Below are 18,327 nucleotides of genomic sequence, written 5' to 3'. Positions count from 1 at the left end.
TGATGACCGGAGCGGTGATCCTGGGGGTCGGCGGAAGCCTGCCGGAACGCGTCGTGACCAACGCCGACCTCTCCGCCTCGCTGGACACCTCGGACGAGTGGATCCGGACGCGCACCGGCATCCACACCCGGAGGTGGGTGGACGCCGGCACGTCGACGTCGGACCTGGCCGTCGACGCGGGCGCGCGGGCCATGCGCTCGGCCGAACTGTCCACTGTGGACGCTGTGATCGTGGCGACGACGACACCGGACCGGCGGTGCCCCGCGGTCGGACCGGAGGTCGCCTCCAGGCTCGGCCTGATCGGCGTGCCCGCGCACGACGTGTCCGCCGTGTGCACCGGGTTCCTCTACGGGCTGGCGAACGCCGTGGGGCTCATCGCGAGCGGCGCGGCGCGGACGGTGCTGCTCATCGCCGCCGAGACGTTCTCCACCATCCTCGACCCGGCCGACCGCAGCACGGCGGTGATCTTCGGGGACGGCGCCGGCGCGATCGTCGTCGGCGAGGGTGAACCGGGCGGCATCGGTCCGTGCGTCCTGGGCAGCGACGGCAGCGGAGCCGACCTCATCCAGATCCCGGCGGGTGAGGACTACTTCCGGATGAGCGGAACCGAGGTGTTCCGGCAGGCGGTCAAGCGGATGTCGGACGTCGCGCTGGACGTGCTCGCCCGCACCGGCCTCGGCACCGACGACGTCGACCACCTCGCGCCGCACCAGGCGAACCGGCGCATCAGCGACGGGGTCGCGCGCCGCATGGGCCTGCCCGGGTCGAAGGTGCTGACGAACGTCACGACGGTCGGCAACACGGCCGCCGCCTCGATCCCCCTGCTGCTGGCGGAGGCCGCCGCGGACGGCCGGGTCAAGGAGGGCGACCGGGTGCTGACGGTGGCGTTCGGCGGTGGGCTCACCTGGGGCGCGGGCACGCTGGTGTGGCCCGACGTCACGGCGGACTTCGGCATCCTCGGGAAGGACTGACCACCGGCGCGCCTACACTCGGGACGTGACCGGTGCGATGCGCTTCGTGCACGCGGGGTTCGGCCCGGACGCGGTGCCGTACGAACGGGGTTACGCCGAGCAGCGGCGGTTGCACGCGCTGCGGGTCGCGGACGAGATCCCGGATGTGTGCGTGCTCCAGGAGCACCTGTCGGTCTACACCGCCGGCAAGCGCGCCAAGACCACTGCCCGTCCGGTCGAAGGCATCCGGGTGCTGACCGTGGACCGCGGCGGCGAGATCACCTGGCACGGTCCCGGTCAGCTCGTCGGCTACCCCGTGGTGAAGCTCCCGGTGCCGCTCGACCCGGTCGGCCACATCCGCAAGGTGGAGGACGCCCTGATCGGGGTGTGCGCGGAGTTCGGCGTCGGGACGTCCCGGCTCGCCGGGCGCAGCGGCGTGTGGGTGCTCGGCGACCGCCCGCCCGCTCCGGACGTGCCGCCGTCCGCCGCGCGCGAGCACGGGCAGCACCGCAAGATCGCCGCGGTCGGTGTGCGCGTCGAGCGGTGCACCAGCCTGCACGGGTTCGGCCTCAACTGCGACCCGGACCTGACCGCGTTCGACCGGATCGTGCCGTGCGGCATCGACGACGCCGGTGTCACGTCCCTGGCCGCCGAACTGGGCCGCCCGGTCCCGGTGACCGAGGTGCTCCCGGTGGTCGAACGACACCTGTCGAGGGTCTTCTAGGGCTCGCCGCCCCGTGCGGTGCCGGCCACCGGTCACTCGTGGTGCTCGAAAGCCCTTGCCGCGACCGGGGATGACGCGAACGAGAGCGGCGCTGCCACACGGACGTGTGCGTGTCGTTCCGGGAATTCGGGGAACGGGCGCTCCTCAGCGTGGCGGTGATCGCGTCGTCCCACGTCAAGGGCGGTTGTGCGAGGAGAAGCGCAGGTCGAGGCCGACCCGGTCGGCCCGAATGGGGACGGCGACCGCGACGGGCGGTCCGGCGCGCCCCACCGGTGTTAGCTTCGGGTCGCCGGGCAGTGACCGCGTCCACCCGCGCCCGCCCCTGGAGGAACCCATGACTGTCACCGACGCCGTGCGCGGCGACCTCGCCGAGGTCCGCGCGGGGGTGGACGCGACGCTCGACAGCTTCCTGGCCGAGAAGGCGCTCACCGCACCGGACCCGTGCCTGCCGCCGCTCGTGGACGTGCTGCGGGCGTTCACCGCCGGCGGCAAGCGCTTGCGGCCGATGTTCTGCCACTGCGGCTTCCTCGCCGCAGGCGGCTCGCCCGACGACCCTGCGGTGAAGTGGACCGGTGCGGCGCTGGAGATGTTCCACACCTTCGTGCTGGTGCACGACGACATCATGGACAGCTCCGCGCTGCGCCGGGGCCGCCCGACCGTGCACCGGGTGCTCGCCGACCGGTTCGCGGGGGAGAGTGGCGGCGGGGGAGCGGCCGAGCGGTTCGGCGTGAACATGGCGATCCTGCTGGGCGACCTGTGCTTCTCCTGGTCCGACGAACTGCTCGACCGGGCCGAGGTGGACGTGGACCGGTGGCGCGAGGTGCGGGCGCTGGTGCAGACGATGCGCACCGAGCTGATCGCCGGTCAGTACCTGGACCTCGGCGGTGGCGATCGGGCCAACGCTGACCCGCTGCGGTCGGCGTGGCGGGTCGTGCGGCTCAAGACCGCCCGGTACACGGTGGAGCTGCCGCTGCGCGTCGGCGTCGCGCTGGCCGGTGGCGACGCGTCGCTGATGCGGGTGTGCGGCGCGTACGGCAGGCCGGTCGGCGAGGCGTTCCAGCTGCGCGACGACCTGCTCGGCATGTTCGGCGACCCGGGCGTGACCGGCAAACCGGACCTGGACGACCTGCGCGGCGGCAAGGCGACCGTGCTGATGGCGTTGGCGTGGCAGCAGGCCACACCGGGGGAGCGGCAGGTGATCTCGGCCCTGCACGGTGATCCGGAGCTGGACGAGGTCCGGGCCCGGCAGCTGCGGGACGTGGTGCTCGCGACCGGCGTCGCCGCCAGGGTGGAACGGCTGATCACGATCCGCGCCGACCGCGCGTTGAGCGCGCTGCGCTCGTCGCCGATGGACCCCGCCGCCAAACCGCCGCTGGCCGAGCTCGTCACCCGCGCGACCCGCCGCGTGCGGTGACCGCCCCGGTACCGTCGATCGGGTGAGGCCTCTGCTCCTGGTCGACATCGACGGGCCGCTGCACCCGTTCGCCGCCCGCACCCCGCCGGACGGCTACGTCGAGCACCGGTGGCGGCTGTCCCGCTGGGGCAGGGCGGTGCAGCGGGCGTGGCTGAACCCGGAGCACGGCCCGGCGCTGCTCGCGGTCGCCGAACGCACGGGCGCGGAGTTGGCGTGGGCCACGACGTGGGAGCACCGGGCCAACACGACCGTCGGCCCGGCGCTCGGCCTGCCGTCGTTGCCGGTGGTCGGGGTGCGTGCCTACGAGGGCAAGGCGGACTGGAAGTTCGGCGCGGTGGGCCGGTTCGCCAGAGGTCGGCCGCTGGCCTGGCTGGACGACGACTTCGACCTGTTCCCCACCGCGCGCCGGGCGTTCCTCCACCGCCGCCGCGACGTCACCGCCCTGATCGCGGTCGACCCGGCCACCGGCATCACCGCCGACCACCTCGCCGCCGCGGACGCCGCCCTCAGGTCGGCCACGGGTTCGGCCACGGGATCGGCTACGGGGTGGCCGGTGTCCACGTCCTGAGCCGACCGCCCGCGAGTTCGGCGAACCTCCCGGTGCGCGGGTTGTGGGCGTTCGGCGTGAAGCCCTCGACCACGCCCGTCCGCGCACCTTCCTCCGGCGCCCAGATCTCCAGGCCCGCCGGCGTGCCGACGTAGAGCAGCCCGTCGTGCCCCCACATCCGCCCGACCGGACCGGCGAACGCGCCGACCCGCCGCCCGCGCAGCACGTCGTACACCTCGACCCCGGCCAACGGGGGCCGGTCGTACCGCCCGATCGGCTGAAGCGCCACGGTGTGGTCGTCCACCCACGCCACCGGCAGGTCCCAGCAGTCCCGCGCCGACAGGTCCATGCCGTGCTCGGTCGCGTAGGCGTCACCACCGAGCCAGGCCGCCACGTCGAGCACCACCGGCATGCCGAACGGGCTCCACACCCACCCGTCGTCCAGCACCCGACGCCCCGACGGGTCGGCGAGCAGCGCGCCGTGGAAGTAGTCAAGGTAGTGCTCGGGCGCCGGACCTTCCCCCGACCAGGACGTCTCGCGTCCGGTGAGCAGCCGCCCCGAGGCCGGGTCGAACGCGTCGAGCCGGTTCCAGTCCGTCGCGGTGACGACCACCCCGGGAGTCGGGAACACCAACGGGAAGCACGTCTGCCGGTAGTGGTAGTCGCCCCGGTCCAGGGACAGGACGGGGTCGCCCGTGACGAGGTCCAGCACGACGCCGTACCGGCCGAAGTCGGTCACCACCGCCGCGTGCCGACCGTCCGGCGAGGTGTGCAGCGCCAGGCGCGGCGGATCGTGCGGGTCGTCCTCCGTCGGTGACGCGGTGACCGACACGGGTGCGACGAACCGCGCGCCGTCCCGGTCGACCTCCACCAGGCCGGCTCCGGTGAGCACCAGCCAGCCGCCCGGCAGCGCGGCCACGCACCGGTCGTTCACCGGCTCGACCGCGCAGTCGGCCGTCGTCCACACCCCGCGCGCCGCGGTGTCGTGGTGCCGGACCTCGGGTCGCCCGATCCAGCCCAGCAACTCGCTGTACTCGTCCACCCGGTCCGCGCACCCCAGGCACACGACCGCCAGGCACGACCGCGGCTCGTCCAGCTTCGCGCACTCACCGCAGAGCCGGTCGTACTCCAGACCGACCCCGGTGAACCACCCGTAGTGGTCAGGAGGCCTCTCGACGACGAGATGCGCGCAGCCCCGGAAGTCGGCGGCGTTCGCGGCATGCCCGCACGGCAGCACGTCCACGCCGCCCATTGTGGGCCGTTCCGGCCCTGTTGACGTTCCGTGGCCGCTGCGCCGCCGACTTTCGGCCATTCGTGCATCACTTTTGTCTTGAACTGGCGAAAGTATTGCGAACTTTGGTCGAGTCTGAACAGAATTGCGGCGCGTCCGGCTGTGAGCGGGACCACAGGTTGCTCCGTGCAGCCCAGCAGCGTCGTGCGAACGAGGAGACAGCGGTGCGAGGTAAGCGAAGCAGGCCGACCGACCGGCGACCCGCGGCCCGGGTCATCGCCGCGGCACTGAGCCCGATCCTGGTGGCGGGGACCCTGGTGGCCGCGACCCTGGTGGCGACCCCGGCGGCGGCGCAGGCCGACGGCGGGCACCTCCTCGTCTTCTCCAAGACGGCGGGCTTCCGGCACGACTCCATCCCCGACGGCATCGCCGCGATCACCGACCTCGGCGCGGCGAACGGCTTCACCGTGGAGGCGACCGAGGACGCCGCCGCCTTCACCGACGCCAACCTGGCCCGGTTCGACGCCGTGGTCTGGCTGTCGACCACCGGCGACGTCCTCGACGACACCCAGCAGCAGGCCTTCGAGCGGTACGTCGAGAACGGCGGCGGCTACGCCGGGGTGCACGCCGCGGCCGACACCGAGTACTCCTGGCCCTGGTACGGCGAGCTGGTCGGCTCCTACTTCAAGTCGCACCCGGCCATCCAGGAGGCCGACGTCGCGGTCGAGGACCACGACCACCCGTCGACCGCGCACCTGCCGGACACCTGGACCCGCACCGACGAGTGGTACAGCTACCAGGCGAACCCGCGGTCGGAGGTGAAGGTCCTCGCCGCGCTGGACGAGACCAGCTACACGCCGACCGACCCGTCCGGTGATCACCCCATCGCGTGGTGCCACACCCCGGGCCAGGGCCGTTCCTGGTACACGGGCATGGGCCACACCAAGGAGTCCTACGCCGACCCGACGTTCCGGCAGCACCTCCTCGGCGGCTTGAGGTACGCGCTCGGCACGGCCGCCGCTGACTGCGAGCCCGACGCCGCGCCACCGACCGACGGTGACTTCGACCAGGTGACCCTCGCGCTCGGCGAGGAGAAGACGGGCGAGCCCATCGCGATGGCGGTGCTGCCGGACCGCAAGGTCGTGCACACCTCCCGCGACGGCCGGGTCTGGCTCACCACCCCGGAAGCGACCACCGCGCTGGCCGGCCGCGTCCCGGTCTACAACCACGACGAGGACGGCCTGCAAGGCGTCGCGATCGACCCCGGCTTCACCGACAACCGCTGGCTCTACCTCTACTACGCGCCACCGCTGACCACCCCACCGGGTGACGCGCCGGAGACCGGCACGGACTTCGAGGCGTTCAAGGGCCACAACCAGCTGTCCCGCTTCAAGCTCACGACCGACGGCGTGCTGGACCTGGCGAGCGAGCAGCGCATCCTCCAGGTACCGGCCGACCGCGGCCTGTGCTGCCACGCCGGCGGCGAGATCGACTTCGACGCCGCCAGCAACCTGTACCTGTCCACGGGCGACGACACCAACCCGTTCGCCTCGGACGGCTACACCCCGATCGACGAGCGCGCCGACCGCAACCCCGGTTTCGACGCGCAGCGCTCGGCCGCCAACACGAACGACCTGCGCGGCAAGGTGCTGCGGATCAAGGTCCAGGACGACGGCACGTACACCGTCCCGTCCGGCAACCTGTTCGCCCCGGGCACCGACAAGACCCGGCCCGAGATCTACGCGATGGGCTTCCGCAACCCGTTCCGGTTCGCCGTGGACAAGGCCACCGGCTGGATCCACCTCGGCGACTACGGCCCGGACGCCGGTTCCGCGAACCCGGCCCGCGGCCCAGGCGGCAGCGTCGAGTTCAACCTGATCAAGGAACCCGGCAACTACGGCTGGCCCTACTGCGTCGGCGACAACGTCCCGTACGTCGACTTCGACTTCGCCACCAGGACGTCGGGCGCCGCGTTCGACTGCGCCGCGCCCAAGAACACCAGCCCCCGCAACACCGGCCTGGTCGACCTGCCGCCCGTGCGGCCCGCGTGGATCCCGTACGACGGCGGGTCGGTGCCCGAGTTCGGCACCGGCGGCGAGTCGCCGATGGGCGGCCCCACCTACGACTTCGACCCGGCCCTGGACAGCCCGGCCAAGTTCCCGGAGCACTTCGACGGCAAGACGTTCGCCTACGAGTGGGACCGCGGCTGGATCAAGACGATCGACGTCGGCGCGAACGGCGAGCGCGGTGCGATCACGCCGTTCTTCGACTCGATGACGTTGACCCGCCCGATGAACCTGGAGTTCGGCCCGGACGGCTCGCTGTACGTGCTGGACTACGGCAGCGGCTACTTCGGCGGTGCCGAGGACTCGGCGGTCTACCGCATCGATCACACCCGCGGACGCCACACGCCGGTCGCGAAGCTGGCCGCCGACCGGACGTCCGGCCCCGCGCCGCTGACCGTGCGGTTCGACCCGGCCGGCACCGCCGACGAGGACGACCACCCGTTGACCTACGCCTGGGACTTCGACGGCGACGGCACCAGCGACTCGACCACCGCCGGACCGGTCGCGCACACCTACGCGACGGTCGGCCAGTTCACCGCGAAGCTGTCCGTCACCGACCCGACCGGTCTCGTCGGCTCGGCGAGCATCGTGGTGAACGTCGGCAACACCGCGCCCGTCGTGGTGCTGGACGCACCGGCCGACGGCCGGGTGTTCAGCTTCGGTGACCAGCTGCCGTTCTCGGTCACCGTCACCGACCCGGAGGACGGGCAGGTCGACTGCTCGAAGGTGACCGTGGAGTACATCCTCGGCCACGACAGCCACGGCCACCCGCTGAGCCGCGCCACCGGCTGCGAAGGCGTCATCGCCACCCCGTCCGACGGCGGGCACGGCACGGAGGCCAACATCTTCGGCGTCGTCAACGCCTACTACACCGACGGCGGCGCTGCCGGTGCGCCCGCGTTGACCGGCGAGGACGAGGCGATCCTCCAGCCGCGCGACAAGCAGGCCGAGTTCTTCACCGCCATGCAGGGCGTCCAGGTGGTCGAGACCGGCACCGCCGAGGGCGACAAGCGCGTCGGCTACATCGACGACGGCGACTGGATCGCGTTCGACCCGGTGAACCTGACCGGCGTCACGGCGATCGGCTACCGGGTGTCCTCGGGCGGCAGCGGTGGCACGATCGAGGTGCGCGTCGACTCGCCGACCGGCCCGCTCGTGCACCAGGCGCCCGTGCCGTCGACCGGTGGCTGGGACAACTACGTCGAGCTCGCGCCGACCCCGATCACCGACCCCGGCGGCACGCACCGGCTGTTCCTCGTGTTCAAGGGCGCCGGGAGCCTGTTCGACGTGGACGCGATCCGGTTCGGCACCGGCTCGTCCGAGCCCGGCTGGGAACCGGTGCGGCCCACACCCGCCGAGTCGTACTCCGCGCAGCACGGCACCACGGTGATCCGGGCGGCGAGCGCGCAGGGCGGCAGCCAGGTCGGCAACGTCCACGACGGCGACTGGATCGCGTTCGACGGCGTCGCGCTGGCCGGCGTCACGGGCATCGGCTACCGGGTCTCGTCGGCCACGGCGGGCGGCACGATCGAGGCGCGCGTCGACTCGCCGACCGGTCCGCTGGTGCTGAGCACGCAGGTCGGCGGCACGGGGGACTGGCGCACGTACGCCGACCTCGCGCCGTCCCCGATCACCGACCCCGGCGGCACGCACCGGTTGTACTTCGTGTTCCGCGGTGGCAGTGGCGCGTTGCTGGACCTGGACACCATCACGTTCCGCGGTTCGGGCACGGTCGTCGGCGTCGACGTGCCGGCGGAGCACCTGACCGGGCAGCAGGGCGTCGTCGTGCACGACCGCGAGACGGCACAGGGCGGCAAGCGGGTCGGCGACATCAACGACGGCGACTGGATGTCGTACGCGGACGTCGACCTGGCGAAGCTCGCCGGCATCGGCTACCGGGTGTCGTCCGGCGGGGTCGGCGGCACGTTGGAGGCGCACGCCGACTCGCCGACCGGTCCGCTGGTGCACGAGCCGCTGACCGTGCCCGTCACCGGCAGCTGGGACCACTACCTCGACCTCGCGCCCCGAGCCGTGACCCTGACCGGTGTGCGTGACCTGTACCTGGTGTTCAAGGGCGGCAGCGGCGCGCTGTTCGACGTGGACACCCTGAAGCACCTGCGGTACAAGCCGGCCGGCACTTGCGCGCCGACCACTCCGGAGGCGGGGTACCGCAGCCTGTACGACGGCACGGGTGTCGAGGGGTGGCGGCAAGCCGGACCCGGCCGGTTCGTCGAGGACGAGTGCGCGCTGCGCAGCGAAGGCGGGCTGGGGCTGCTGTGGTTCGAGGAGGAGTTCTCCGCGTACAGCCTCAAGTTCGACTGGAAGGTCGCGGGCGACGACAACTCGGGCCTGTTCATCGGCTTCCCCGACCCCGGCACTGATCCCTGGGTGGCCGTGAACCAGGGCTACGAGGTGCAGATCGACGCGACCGACGCGCCGGACCGCACGACGGGCGCGATCTACTCGTTCCAGTCGGCGAACATCGCCGCCCGGGACGCGGTGCTCAAGCCGCCGGGCGAGTGGAACTCGTACGAGATCGTCGTGCAGGGGCAACGCGTCCGCGTGTTCCTCAACGGGGCGCTGGTGAACGACTTCACCAGCGTCGACCCGGCCCGTGACCTCACCGGCGGGCACATCGGCCTGCAGAACCACGGCGACGGCGACGACGTCTGGTTCCGGAACGTCCGGATCAAGGACCTGTGACCCGCTCGCGCACCCCGCAAGACCGTTCCGATGATCGAGGAGCCGCCATGCCGTCCCGCCGCACGTTCCTGAGCACCGCCCTCGCCGCCGGCGCCGCCGTCGCCCTGCCCGGGGTCGCCGCCGCCGACCAGCTGCGCCGTCGGGTGCCGAGGGAGTCGATCAGCATCCAGCTGTACACGTTGCGCGGCATCATGGGTGACGACCCGGAGCCGGTGCTGTCGGCGCTGGCCGACATCGGGTACCGCAAGGTCGAGCTGGCCGGCACCTACGGGCGTTCCGCCGCCGAGTTCGCCACCGTGCTGGGGCGGCACGGGCTGCGGGCGACGTCCGCCCACGTCGGCATCGACGGTGATCTCGACCAGGTGATCTCCGACGCGCTGACGCTGGGCAACAAGTACGTCGTGGTGCCGTGGGTGAACTACGGGACGCTCGCCGAGTGGCGGGCGTTCACCGCGCGGCTGGAGGTGGCGGGGGACAAGCTGCGGCGTGCGGGTCTGCGCCTCGGCTACCACAACCACGCGCACGAGTTCGCGCAGGTGGAGGGCGTGCGGCCGTTCGACGTGATCACGGCGGGGACGTCACGGCGCAACGTGCACCTCGAACTCGACCTGTACTGGGCGGTGGTGGGCGGAGTGGACCCGGTGGAGCTGTGCCGGGACCACTTCCCGCGGGTCCGGCAGTTCCACGTGAAGGACCGCGCCGCGGACGGGTCGTTCGCCGACCTCGGCACCGGCACGATCGACTTCGCGGGCATCTTCCGGGCGACGAACGTGACCGAGTACATCGTGGAGAACGACCAGCCGCGCGACGCCCTCGCCACCGCGCGGATCGGCTACGACTACCTGCGCGACCTCAGGTTCTGAGCCGGCGGCGGAATCGGTCGGGAATCGGTGGGGAATCGGTCAGGAATCGAGAAGGCGGGGGCACGGGGCTTCTCCTAGCGTCGATGGGATCACCACCGGCGAGAAGGAGTTGTCCCCATGTGCCTCGCTTCGTGGGCGCGCGCACGCATCGCGGCGCAGCGCCTGGACGACCTCGTGCTGCTGCGGCGCGTCCGTGACCGGATCGACCGTGATCACGCGAAGCCGCTGGACGTCCAGGCGCTCGCCCGCGGCGTGGGCATGGCCGCCGGGCACCTCAGCCGCCGGTTCAGGTGCGCGTACGGCATGTCGCCGTACGCGTACCTGGTGGCGCGGCGCACCGAGCGCGCGACGGCGGCGCTGCTCGGCGGCGGCTCCACCGGCCTCACCGGCGTCGGCGGTCTTGCTGGACCGGTCAGGAATCGAGAAGCGCCGGTCGTCCACGCGGAACTAGCGTCATCGACATGACCTCCATCGCCGCAGTCACCCTCGAAGTCACCGACACCGCCGCCGCCGATCGCTTCTACACCAACGCTTTCGGCCTGGACGGGCAGATCCGGCTGCGCGCGTCGGACGCGCCCACGACCGGCTTCCGCGGGTTCACGATGGCGCTCACCGTGTCCCAGCCGTCCACCGTGGACAGCCTCGTCGACGCCGCCCTCGCCGAGGGCGCCACGTCGCTGAAGCCGGTCACGAAGTCGTTCTGGGGCTACGGCGGCGTCGTGCAGGCACCGGACGGCACGATCTGGAAGGTGGCGACGTCGGCGAAGAAGGACACCGGCCCGGCCACCCGGCGGATCGACGAGGTCGTCCTCCTGCTCGGAGTCGCGGACGTGGTGGCGAGCAAGCGGTTCTACGTCGAGCAGGGCCATGTCGTCGGTAAGAGCTTCGGCCGCGTGTACGTGGAGTTCGCGGCCGGGACGAGTCCCGTCAAGCTGGCGCTGTACCGGCGCCGTGCCCTGGCCAAGGACGTCGGCGTCTCGCCCGACGGGACCGGCTCGCACCGGCTCGTGATCGGTGGCGACGCCGGTGGCACCGACCCGGACGGGTTCACCTGGGAAGCCGCGTCCGCCGTCACGGGGTCAGCCCGGCCGTGAACCGGTCGGGTTCGCGCGGGTCGACGCGGCCGTCACCTCGGCGACCCGGCGGGCCAGGTGACGGCGTTCCGCGTCGGTCGGAGCCAGCGCCAAGGCCTCCTCGTACGCGGTGATCGCCTCGGCGTGCCGGCCCAGCCGCCGCAGCAGGTCGGCGCGGGTCGCGGGCAGCAGGTGACCGGTCACCTCGCCGGCCAGGCCGTCCACCAGCGCGAGCCCCGCCGACGGGCAGTCCGCCATGGCCACCGCGACCGCCCGGTTCAGCCGCACCACCGGTGACGGCACCAGCCTGGCCAACTCGCCGTAGAGCAGGGCGATCTGCGGCCAGTCCGTGTCCGCCGCGCGCACCGCCGTGGCGTGGCACGCGGCGATAGCGGCCTGCACCTGGTACGGCCCCGGCCGACCCCGCCGCAACGCCGAGTCGAGCAGGGCGACCCCCTCCTCGATCCGCTCGCCGTCCCACCGCGCCCGGTCCTGCTCCTCCAACGGCACCAGGTCGCCACCGTCGAGCCGTGCGGCCTGACGCGAGTCCTGCAACAGCAGCAGGGCGAGCAGACCCACCGCCTCCGGCTCGTCGGGCATCAGGTCGACCAGCGTGCGCGCGAGCCGGATCGCCTCCGCGCACAGGTTCCGCCGCACCAGGTCCGCGCCCGCGCTGGCCGCGTAACCCTCGTTGAACAGCAGGTACAGCACGCCCAGCACGCCGCCGGTGCGCTCCGGCAGCAGGTGGGCGGGCGGCACCCGGTACGGGATGCGGGCGTTCCGGATCTTCTGCCGCGCCCGCACCAGCCGTTTCGCCATCGTCTGCTCCGGCACCAGGAACGCCCGCGCGATCTCGGCCGTGGTGAGACCGGTGACGGTGTGCAGGGTGAGCGCGACCCTGGCCTCCAGCGTCAACGCCGGGTGACAGCACGTGAAGATCAACCGCAGCAGGTCGTCGCGGAAGCCGTCGTCGGCGGTCCCATCGGGCTCGTTGTCGGACTCGTCGTCGGGCACCGCCACCACCTCCCGGAGCTTCGCCGCCTCCACCGTCGACCGCCGCAACCGGTCCAGCGCCCGGTTGCGGGCGGTCGTGGTGAGCCACGCGCCGGGACGGAGCGGGACGCCTTCACGCGGCCAGCGCTCCAGCGCCCGCGCGAAGGCGTCCTGCACGCACTCCTCTGCGAGGTCCCAGTCGCCGGTGAGGCGGATCAGCGTCGCCACGATCCGCCCCCGCTCGGCCCGGAACAGGTCCGCGACCTGCGCCTCCACCGGCACTTCAGGCACCTCGGGCCCTTCAGGCACTTCGGTCACTCCGCGAACGGCCGGACCTCGACCGAGCCGTACCGCGCGCACGGGTGCCGCGACGCGATGCGGATCGCCTCGTCCAGGTCGGCGCAGTCCACGATGTCGTACCCGACGATGTGCTCCTTGGTCTCGGCGAACGGCCCGTCGGTCAACAGCACCTCGTCACCGCGCGTGCGCACGGTCGTGGCGTCCTGGATCGACCGCAGCTGCGACCCGTCCAGCCGCCTGCCCTCGACCTCGGTCAGCCACTGCTCGATCGTCGGGTCGCCCGCGGTCGGCTCGATGGTGTCGTCGACGCAGATCAGCAGCATGTACTTCATCGGTCACTCCTGTCGTCCGGTGCATTCCACCACTACGACGAACGGGAATGCCGGCGGAGGACACCCACCCGCGAGAACATCCCGCCTAATCTTCCGCGCATGACTTTCCCGGCGAGGGACCTGGCCGCCATCGAGGAGGACGTCGCGCTGCTCGACGCCGTCCTTGAGCCGATCGCGAAGCAACCGGTGGACCTCGACGACCCGGACTGGCTCTCGAAGCTCCAGGCCGCACCCCCGGCCCTCGACCGGGCGGGCGTGCGTCCGGAGGCGGAAGAGGTGCTCGCCGAGATCCTCGGCCGTTACGCGGCGGACGACGCGGTGAGGCCGGGGCTCCGCGCCCTGTTCGACCGGTACGGGTCGTTCCGCTGGGCGGTGAACCCCCGGTTCCCGGCGACGCCCGACGGCGTCCGGTCCGCGTTGCTCCTGCTCTCGGCGCGCGACCAGAGCTCGGACATGCGGGACGAGATCCTCGCCGTGCGGTCCGTCTGCGACGAGGCACGGGCGGCGGGGGTCGACGTCGACCCGATCCTGCGCGAGGTCGCCGCGATGTCCAGCGACGTGGACCGGTACGGCATGGGCTCCGTCCGCGCGCTCTTGCTCCGGACCGCGGGGTAGCGCGGTCCGGCTCGTGCCCCGAGGCCTACGGCGCGGTGGAGTTCACCACGTCGACGTCCTCCTTGTCCTCACCGCGGCGGCGCAGGAACGCGAACCCCGGGATGCCCAGGATCGCCTGGCGGACGTCGTTGGTGACCTCCAGCAGCTGGTGGATGTCCGGTCCCACGCGGTCCAGGGTGGTCAGGATCGGCAGCACGTCGTCCATCAGGTGCTTGGTCAGCGTCGGCAGCTGGTCCACCAGGCGGACGGCGGCGTCCACCTCGTGCGGCGACAGCTCGTCCACGAACCGCTGCGCCAGCGGGTGGGCCTTCTGCGCGATCGGCGCGTAGTCGTCCACCAGCTCGCGTGACGTGCGGGCGGTGTGGACGGCGTCCGCCGTCACGGCCTCGGCCGCCGCGGTGACCGCCTTCGCCCGGACGACCAGCGCCTCCGTCTCCTCCAGCACCCGTCCGGTGCGGATGACCAGCTCATCGGCGCGGCGCACGACGGCTTCGGCCGCGCCCAGCAGGTCGAGCACCCGGCCGGGCACGGACGCGGCGGTCTCGACGGTGGTCCTGGCCAGATCGAACAGGGCGCGCGGGTTCAGCTCCATGGCACCCACTCTGCCGCACCGGGGCGTCCGGGGCCTCGGGGAGTTCCCCGACGGGGTGATCCTTGTCCGAGTCGTCCAGACCAATTACAGTCGGTTCCGTCGCCGCCTCGACGCTCCCCGGACGTTCGGGGAGTCGAAGGAGGCACGCATGACCAGAACGCTCCGAGCCCTGGTCGGAGCGGTGCTCGCCGGTGGCCTGACGATGGCCGCACCGGTCGCGCACGCGCAGGTCGAATCCGGGCCGTGGACGTCGTACTCGCCCACGTTCACCGTGCAGGAACGGGGTTGCGGCGACGTCTCGGACCTGACCTTCCGCCTCACCTGCTCCACCGCGAGCGGCGACCAGCGCGCCGAGCGCCGGTACGCCACGTACACCGGGGGCACCCGTCAGTTCGAGGGGTCGTTCCGCATCACCAGCCTCGGCGGCACCCGCATCAGCCTGAAGCAGACGTTCGACGACTCCACGCCCGGCCCGTACTTCATGCTGGCCGTGGAACGGGGCGGACGGCTCTACGCGGTGCACGGCGGCACGACCGTCGCCACCGGTGCCACCGTCGGCACCACCGTGCGGGTGAACACGGTGCACGTGGTGGGCAGTCAGCACCGCACGTACATCAACGGGTCGTTGCGGCACACCTACGCCAGCCCCGGCGGCAGCTTCTACGACAAGTTCGGCGCCTACCGCACCAACAGCGGTCAAGGGCCGGCCACGGTCGTGTGGAGCGGGATCAGGTTCTGGCGCAAGTGAGTCGTCCAGCCCTGGCGTTGGCGCTGCTCCTGACCGCGTGCCTCGTCGGCTGCGGTCAGGAGCAGCACCGGCGGCTCACCGCCGCGTCGACCTCGCCGACCGACGTCTCCCTGGCGTGGGAGGCGGAACCGGGCGCGGCGGGGCAGGTCGTCGAGTACTCGAACGCTCCCGACGGCGACTACACGATCCTCGGGTTCGTCCCGCCCGACCGGACCACGTACGAGCACCCGGACCTGATCCCGCAGACCCCGTTCTACTACCGGGTCCGGTCGTTCCACGGCCCCGCGTCGGCGACGGCAGACGTCGCGCTGCCGCCCGGTGACGACGTGCCCGAGTCCGACGACCACGCCTGGGCGGAGCCGGTCACCGGTCCCGGCGGCACGCACCCGGTGCGGTCCGCCGACGCCGGTCCGACCGACTTCCGCGCCGAGGTCAAGCACGCCAACGGAATCCTGTTCACGTGGACCGACCGCGCCGAGGGCGAGGAGGGGTACCTGCTGGAGGTCAGACCCTCCGGGGCGGCGGACTTCACGGTGGCCGCGCAACTCGACCCGGACGTGCGGTCCTTCGGGCTGATCACGTTGTCGACGGAGAAGAACGCCACCTACAGGGTGCGTGCCTACTACTACGGTGCGGCGTCGAACATCGCGCACCAGAAGACGGAAGGCTAGGCCAGGGCCAGGTCGACGGCCGCCTCCACGTGGCTGCGGGTGGAGTCGATCAGCGGCACGGTGCTGTCGGAGCCGTCCACCAGCAACGTGATCTCGGTGCAGCCGAGGATCACCGCCTCCGCGCCGCGGTCCACCAGGCGTGCCATCACGTCCCGGTACGCGGCGCGGGAGGCGGGTTCGACCCGGTTCCTGGTCAGCTCCTGGTAGATGACGTCGTGGACGAGCGTGCGGTCCGGCTCGTCCGGGACGACCAGTTCGACGCCGTGCTCCCGCATCCGGTCGCGGTAGAAGTCCTGCTCCATGGTGAACCGGGTGCCCAGCAAGCCGACCTTGCGGTACCCGGCCGCTTTTCGGGCCGTGGCGTCCACGATGTGCACGAACGGCACCTTGAGGGCGTCCGTGATCGCGTCCGCGACCTTGTGCATCGTGTTGGTGCACAAGAGCACCAACTCCGCGCCCGCGCCTTCGAGCGTGCGGGCGGCGGCGGCCAGCAGTTCGCCGGAGCGTTCCCACTGCCCGGTCCGCTGCAACTCCTCGATCTCGGCGAAATCGACCGTCAGGAGCACGCTGGGCGCGCAGTGGTGGCCGCCGAGCCGGCGCCGCGTCTCCTCGTTGAGGAGCCGGTAGTACTCGGCCGACGATTCCCAGCTCATGCCGCCGATCAACCCGATGGTTCGCATGGCCACGATTGTGTCCGCCCACGAAGCTGTGGCAACCGCGTTTCACCGTTGCCGCCGCCGTGTCGCCGCCGTGTCGCCGTTGCCGCCGCTGGTCGCGGGAAGCCGACACGATTCAGGCCGGTACCTGCGGTACGTTGCCTCGATGGCGCTGCTCAGCTACTCCTCGGGGACCTCGGACGTGCCGCTGCTGGGTGACACCATCGGCGCGAACTTCGACCGCGCCGTGGCCGCGCACGGCGATCGCGACGCACTGGTCGACTGCGCCACCGCACGCCGGTGGACGTACCGCGAACTGGCCGCCGAGGTCGATTCCGTGGCCGCCGGGCTGGTCGCCTCCGGGGTCGGCGTGGGTGACCGCGTCGGCATCTGGGCACCGAACCGGGCCGAGTGGGTCATCGTCCAGTACGCCACCGCCCGCATCGGCGCGATCCTGGTCAACATCAACCCCGCGTACCGGGTGCACGAGCTGGAGTACGTGCTCAACCAGTCCGGGGTGCGCACGCTCATCGCCGCCGCGTCGTTCAAGACCTCCGACTACGCCGGGATGATCGCCGAGGTGCGCCCGCGCTGCCCGGCGTTGCGCCAGGTCGTGCTCTTCGACAGTCCGGAGTGGACGGAGCTGCACGCGAACGCTCCACACCAGAACGCTCCCCACCCGGACGCCGCGCGCACGTGGCCGGAGCTGTCGGCGGACGACCCGATCAACATCCAGTACACGTCGGGCACCACCGGCTTCCCCAAGGGCGCGACTCTGTCGCACCACAACATCCTCAACAACGGCTTCTCCGTCGGCGAGCTGTGCGGGTACACGTCCGAGGACCGGATCTGCGTCCCCGTCCCCTTCTACCACTGCTTCGGAATGGTGATGGGCAACCTCGCGGCCACCTCGCACGGCGCGTGCATCGTGATCCCCGCACCCGCGTTCGACCCCGTCGCCACGTTGCGGGCGGTAGCCGAGGAGCGGTGCACGTCGCTGTACGGCGTGCCGACGATGTTCATCGCCGAACTGGCCGACCCGGACTTCGCCTCGTACGACCTGTCGTCGCTGCGCACCGGCATCATGGCCGGCTCACCGTGCCCGGTCGAGGTGATGAAGCAGGTGGTGGAGCGGATGGGCATGAGCGAGGTGTCCATCTGCTACGGCATGACCGAGACCTCGCCGGTGTCCACGCAGACCCGCCGCGACGACTCGCTGGACCGGCGGGTGTCCACGGTCGGCCGGGTCGGACCGCACCTGGAGGTGAAGATCGTCGACCCGGAGACCGGCCGCACCGTGCCGCGCGGCCTGCCGGGCGAGCTGTGCACCCGCGGGTACTCGGTGATGCTCGGCTACTGGGAGCAGCCGGACAAGACCGCCGAAGCGATCGACGCCGCGCGGTGGATGCACACCGGCGACCTGGCGGTGATGGACGACGACGGCTACCTCAACATCACGGGCCGCATCAAGGACATGGTCATCCGAGGCGGCGAAAACCTCTACCCGCGCGAGATCGAGGAGTTCCTCTACACCCACCCGGACGTGCTCGACGCGCAGGTCGTCGGCGTGCCGGACGTGAAGTACGGGGAGGAGCTGATGGCCTGGGTGCGGATGCGCCCCGGCACCGAACCGCTGACGGCCGAGGCGCTGCGGTCGTTCTGCGCCGGGAAGCTCGCCCACCAGAAGATCCCGCGGTACGTGCACGTGGTGGACGAGTTCCCGATGACCGTCACCGGCAAGGTCCGCAAGGTAGAGATGCGCAAGCGGGCCGTGGAGATCCTCGGACTCGCCGCCGCCGACGCGGTGGAGCACGCCTAGCGGCCGACGGGGAGGCAGGATCGACCCGTG

The 18,327-nt window shown here is 71.9% G+C and carries 16 protein-coding genes and 1 pseudogene; 12 read left to right on the top strand and 5 right to left on the bottom strand.

The window, feature by feature from the left end; all coding sequences use genetic code 11:
• The first annotated feature begins 2 nt into the window (after positions 1-2).
• From OQ02_RS27795 to OQ02_RS27780, 4 genes are all read left to right on the top strand, one after another.
• Positions 3-971, top strand: a complete 969-nt coding sequence (locus tag OQ02_RS27795) for a beta-ketoacyl-ACP synthase III (RefSeq protein ID WP_033441676.1) — start codon at positions 3-5, stop codon at positions 969-971.
• A gap of 25 nt (positions 972-996) precedes the next feature.
• On the top strand, positions 997-1,674 hold the full coding sequence (lipB, locus tag OQ02_RS27790) for a lipoyl(octanoyl) transferase LipB (RefSeq protein ID WP_231500257.1): 678 nt from the start codon (positions 997-999) through the stop codon (positions 1,672-1,674).
• Positions 1,675-2,008: 334 nt separating this feature from the next.
• Positions 2,009-3,088: a polyprenyl synthetase family protein gene (locus OQ02_RS27785; protein ID WP_033441563.1), complete on the top strand. Its 1,080-nt coding sequence runs from the start codon at positions 2,009-2,011 to the stop codon at positions 3,086-3,088.
• A gap of 22 nt (positions 3,089-3,110) precedes the next feature.
• Positions 3,111-3,656: an HAD domain-containing protein gene (locus OQ02_RS27780; protein ID WP_051772876.1), complete on the top strand. Its 546-nt coding sequence runs from the start codon at positions 3,111-3,113 to the stop codon at positions 3,654-3,656.
• Here OQ02_RS27780 and OQ02_RS41350 read toward each other — a convergent pair.
• A complete protein-coding gene (locus tag OQ02_RS41350) occupies positions 3,628-4,878 on the bottom strand; it encodes a hypothetical protein (protein WP_156077345.1) in 1,251 nt (416 codons plus the stop codon). The two genes, OQ02_RS27780 and OQ02_RS41350, sit on opposite strands and share 29 nt — an antisense overlap.
• 263 nt (positions 4,879-5,141) lie before the next feature.
• Here OQ02_RS41350 and OQ02_RS27770 point away from each other — a divergent pair, with 263 nt between their 5' ends.
• The 4 genes and pseudogenes from OQ02_RS27770 to OQ02_RS27755 all read left to right on the top strand — a co-directional run bounded on the left by OQ02_RS27770 (position 5,142) and on the right by OQ02_RS27755 (position 11,592).
• Entirely contained in the window at positions 5,142-9,635 is a 4,494-nt protein-coding gene (locus OQ02_RS27770) for a carbohydrate-binding protein (protein ID WP_442973685.1), read from the top strand.
• A 47-nt stretch (positions 9,636-9,682) separates the two neighbouring features.
• The gene (locus OQ02_RS27765) at positions 9,683-10,498 is read left to right on the top strand and encodes a sugar phosphate isomerase/epimerase family protein (RefSeq protein WP_033441562.1); all 816 of its coding nucleotides are present in this window, start codon (positions 9,683-9,685) and stop codon (positions 10,496-10,498) included.
• Between the two features lie 117 nt (positions 10,499-10,615).
• Positions 10,616-10,867, top strand: a pseudogene (locus OQ02_RS27760) (AraC family transcriptional regulator); the annotation flags it as partial.
• Between the two features lie 92 nt (positions 10,868-10,959).
• Positions 10,960-11,592 carry a glyoxalase gene (locus tag OQ02_RS27755; RefSeq protein WP_033441561.1) on the top strand — a complete coding sequence of 211 codons (633 nt, stop codon included), beginning with the start codon at positions 10,960-10,962 and terminating at the stop codon, positions 11,590-11,592.
• On the opposite strand, the gene OQ02_RS27750 is transcribed toward OQ02_RS27755, so the two are convergent.
• On the bottom strand, positions 11,578-12,846 hold the full coding sequence (locus OQ02_RS27750) for an RNA polymerase sigma factor (RefSeq protein WP_051772874.1): 1,269 nt from the start codon (positions 12,844-12,846) through the stop codon (positions 11,578-11,580). The two genes, OQ02_RS27755 and OQ02_RS27750, sit on opposite strands and share 15 nt — an antisense overlap.
• Before the next feature lie 32 nt (positions 12,847-12,878).
• The gene (locus OQ02_RS27745; RefSeq protein ID WP_033441560.1) at positions 12,879-13,196 is read right to left on the bottom strand and encodes a YciI family protein; all 318 of its coding nucleotides are present in this window, start codon (positions 13,194-13,196) and stop codon (positions 12,879-12,881) included.
• Between the two features lie 99 nt (positions 13,197-13,295).
• Between OQ02_RS27745 and OQ02_RS27740 the strand changes: the two genes are divergently transcribed.
• Entirely contained in the window at positions 13,296-13,811 is a 516-nt protein-coding gene (locus OQ02_RS27740; RefSeq protein ID WP_033441559.1) for a hypothetical protein, read from the top strand.
• A 25-nt stretch (positions 13,812-13,836) separates the two neighbouring features.
• Here OQ02_RS27740 and OQ02_RS27735 read toward each other — a convergent pair whose 3' ends face one another.
• Positions 13,837-14,403: a hypothetical protein gene (locus tag OQ02_RS27735; RefSeq protein ID WP_033441558.1), complete on the bottom strand. Its 567-nt coding sequence runs from the start codon at positions 14,401-14,403 to the stop codon at positions 13,837-13,839.
• Between the two features lie 148 nt (positions 14,404-14,551).
• On the opposite strand from OQ02_RS27735, the gene OQ02_RS27730 reads away from it, so the two are divergent.
• Positions 14,552-15,151 (top strand): hypothetical protein, encoded by a 600-nt coding sequence (locus OQ02_RS27730; RefSeq protein ID WP_033441557.1) that lies wholly within the window; start codon positions 14,552-14,554, stop codon positions 15,149-15,151.
• The gene (locus OQ02_RS27725) at positions 15,148-15,822 is read left to right on the top strand and encodes a fibronectin type III domain-containing protein (RefSeq protein WP_081915990.1); all 675 of its coding nucleotides are present in this window, start codon (positions 15,148-15,150) and stop codon (positions 15,820-15,822) included. Before OQ02_RS27730 ends, OQ02_RS27725 begins: the two co-directional genes overlap by 4 nt.
• Here the strand turns inward: OQ02_RS27725 and OQ02_RS27720 are convergent.
• Positions 15,819-16,502 (bottom strand): aspartate/glutamate racemase family protein, encoded by a 684-nt coding sequence (locus OQ02_RS27720; RefSeq protein ID WP_033441555.1) that lies wholly within the window; start codon positions 16,500-16,502, stop codon positions 15,819-15,821. The two genes, OQ02_RS27725 and OQ02_RS27720, sit on opposite strands and share 4 nt — an antisense overlap.
• Positions 16,503-16,644: 142 nt before the next feature.
• Here OQ02_RS27720 and OQ02_RS27715 point away from each other — a divergent pair, with 142 nt between their 5' ends.
• Complete coding sequence (locus tag OQ02_RS27715; protein WP_033441554.1) at positions 16,645-18,297, top strand: AMP-binding protein; 1,653 nt, start codon at positions 16,645-16,647, stop codon at positions 18,295-18,297.
• Positions 18,298-18,327: the final 30 nt, after the last annotated feature.

It is taken from the genome of Saccharothrix sp. NRRL B-16314, from assembly GCF_000716595.1.
Taxonomy (GTDB): domain Bacteria; phylum Actinomycetota; class Actinomycetes; order Mycobacteriales; family Pseudonocardiaceae; genus Actinosynnema.
This window is presented reverse-complemented; position numbering and strand designations above follow the sequence as displayed.

Excerpts from the sequence above, each read along its gene's own strand:
- OQ02_RS27795 (WP_033441676.1), top strand. The coding sequence starts at position 3 with ATGACCGGAGCGGTGATCCTGGGGGTCGGCGGAAGCCTGCCGGAACGC.
- OQ02_RS27785 (WP_033441563.1), top strand. The coding sequence starts at position 2,009 with ATGACTGTCACCGACGCCGTGCGCGGCGACCTCGCCGAGGTCCGCGCG.
- OQ02_RS27765 (WP_033441562.1), top strand. The coding sequence starts at position 9,683 with ATGCCGTCCCGCCGCACGTTCCTGAGCACCGCCCTCGCCGCCGGCGCC.
- OQ02_RS27755 (WP_033441561.1), top strand. The coding sequence starts at position 10,960 with ATGACCTCCATCGCCGCAGTCACCCTCGAAGTCACCGACACCGCCGCC.
- OQ02_RS27745 (WP_033441560.1), bottom strand. The coding sequence starts at position 13,196 with ATGAAGTACATGCTGCTGATCTGCGTCGACGACACCATCGAGCCGACC.
- OQ02_RS27740 (WP_033441559.1), top strand. The coding sequence starts at position 13,296 with ATGACTTTCCCGGCGAGGGACCTGGCCGCCATCGAGGAGGACGTCGCG.
- OQ02_RS27735 (WP_033441558.1), bottom strand. The coding sequence starts at position 14,403 with ATGGAGCTGAACCCGCGCGCCCTGTTCGATCTGGCCAGGACCACCGTC.
- OQ02_RS27730 (WP_033441557.1), top strand. The coding sequence starts at position 14,552 with ATGACCAGAACGCTCCGAGCCCTGGTCGGAGCGGTGCTCGCCGGTGGC.
- OQ02_RS27720 (WP_033441555.1), bottom strand. The coding sequence starts at position 16,502 with ATGCGAACCATCGGGTTGATCGGCGGCATGAGCTGGGAATCGTCGGCC.
- OQ02_RS27715 (WP_033441554.1), top strand. The coding sequence starts at position 16,645 with ATGGCGCTGCTCAGCTACTCCTCGGGGACCTCGGACGTGCCGCTGCTG.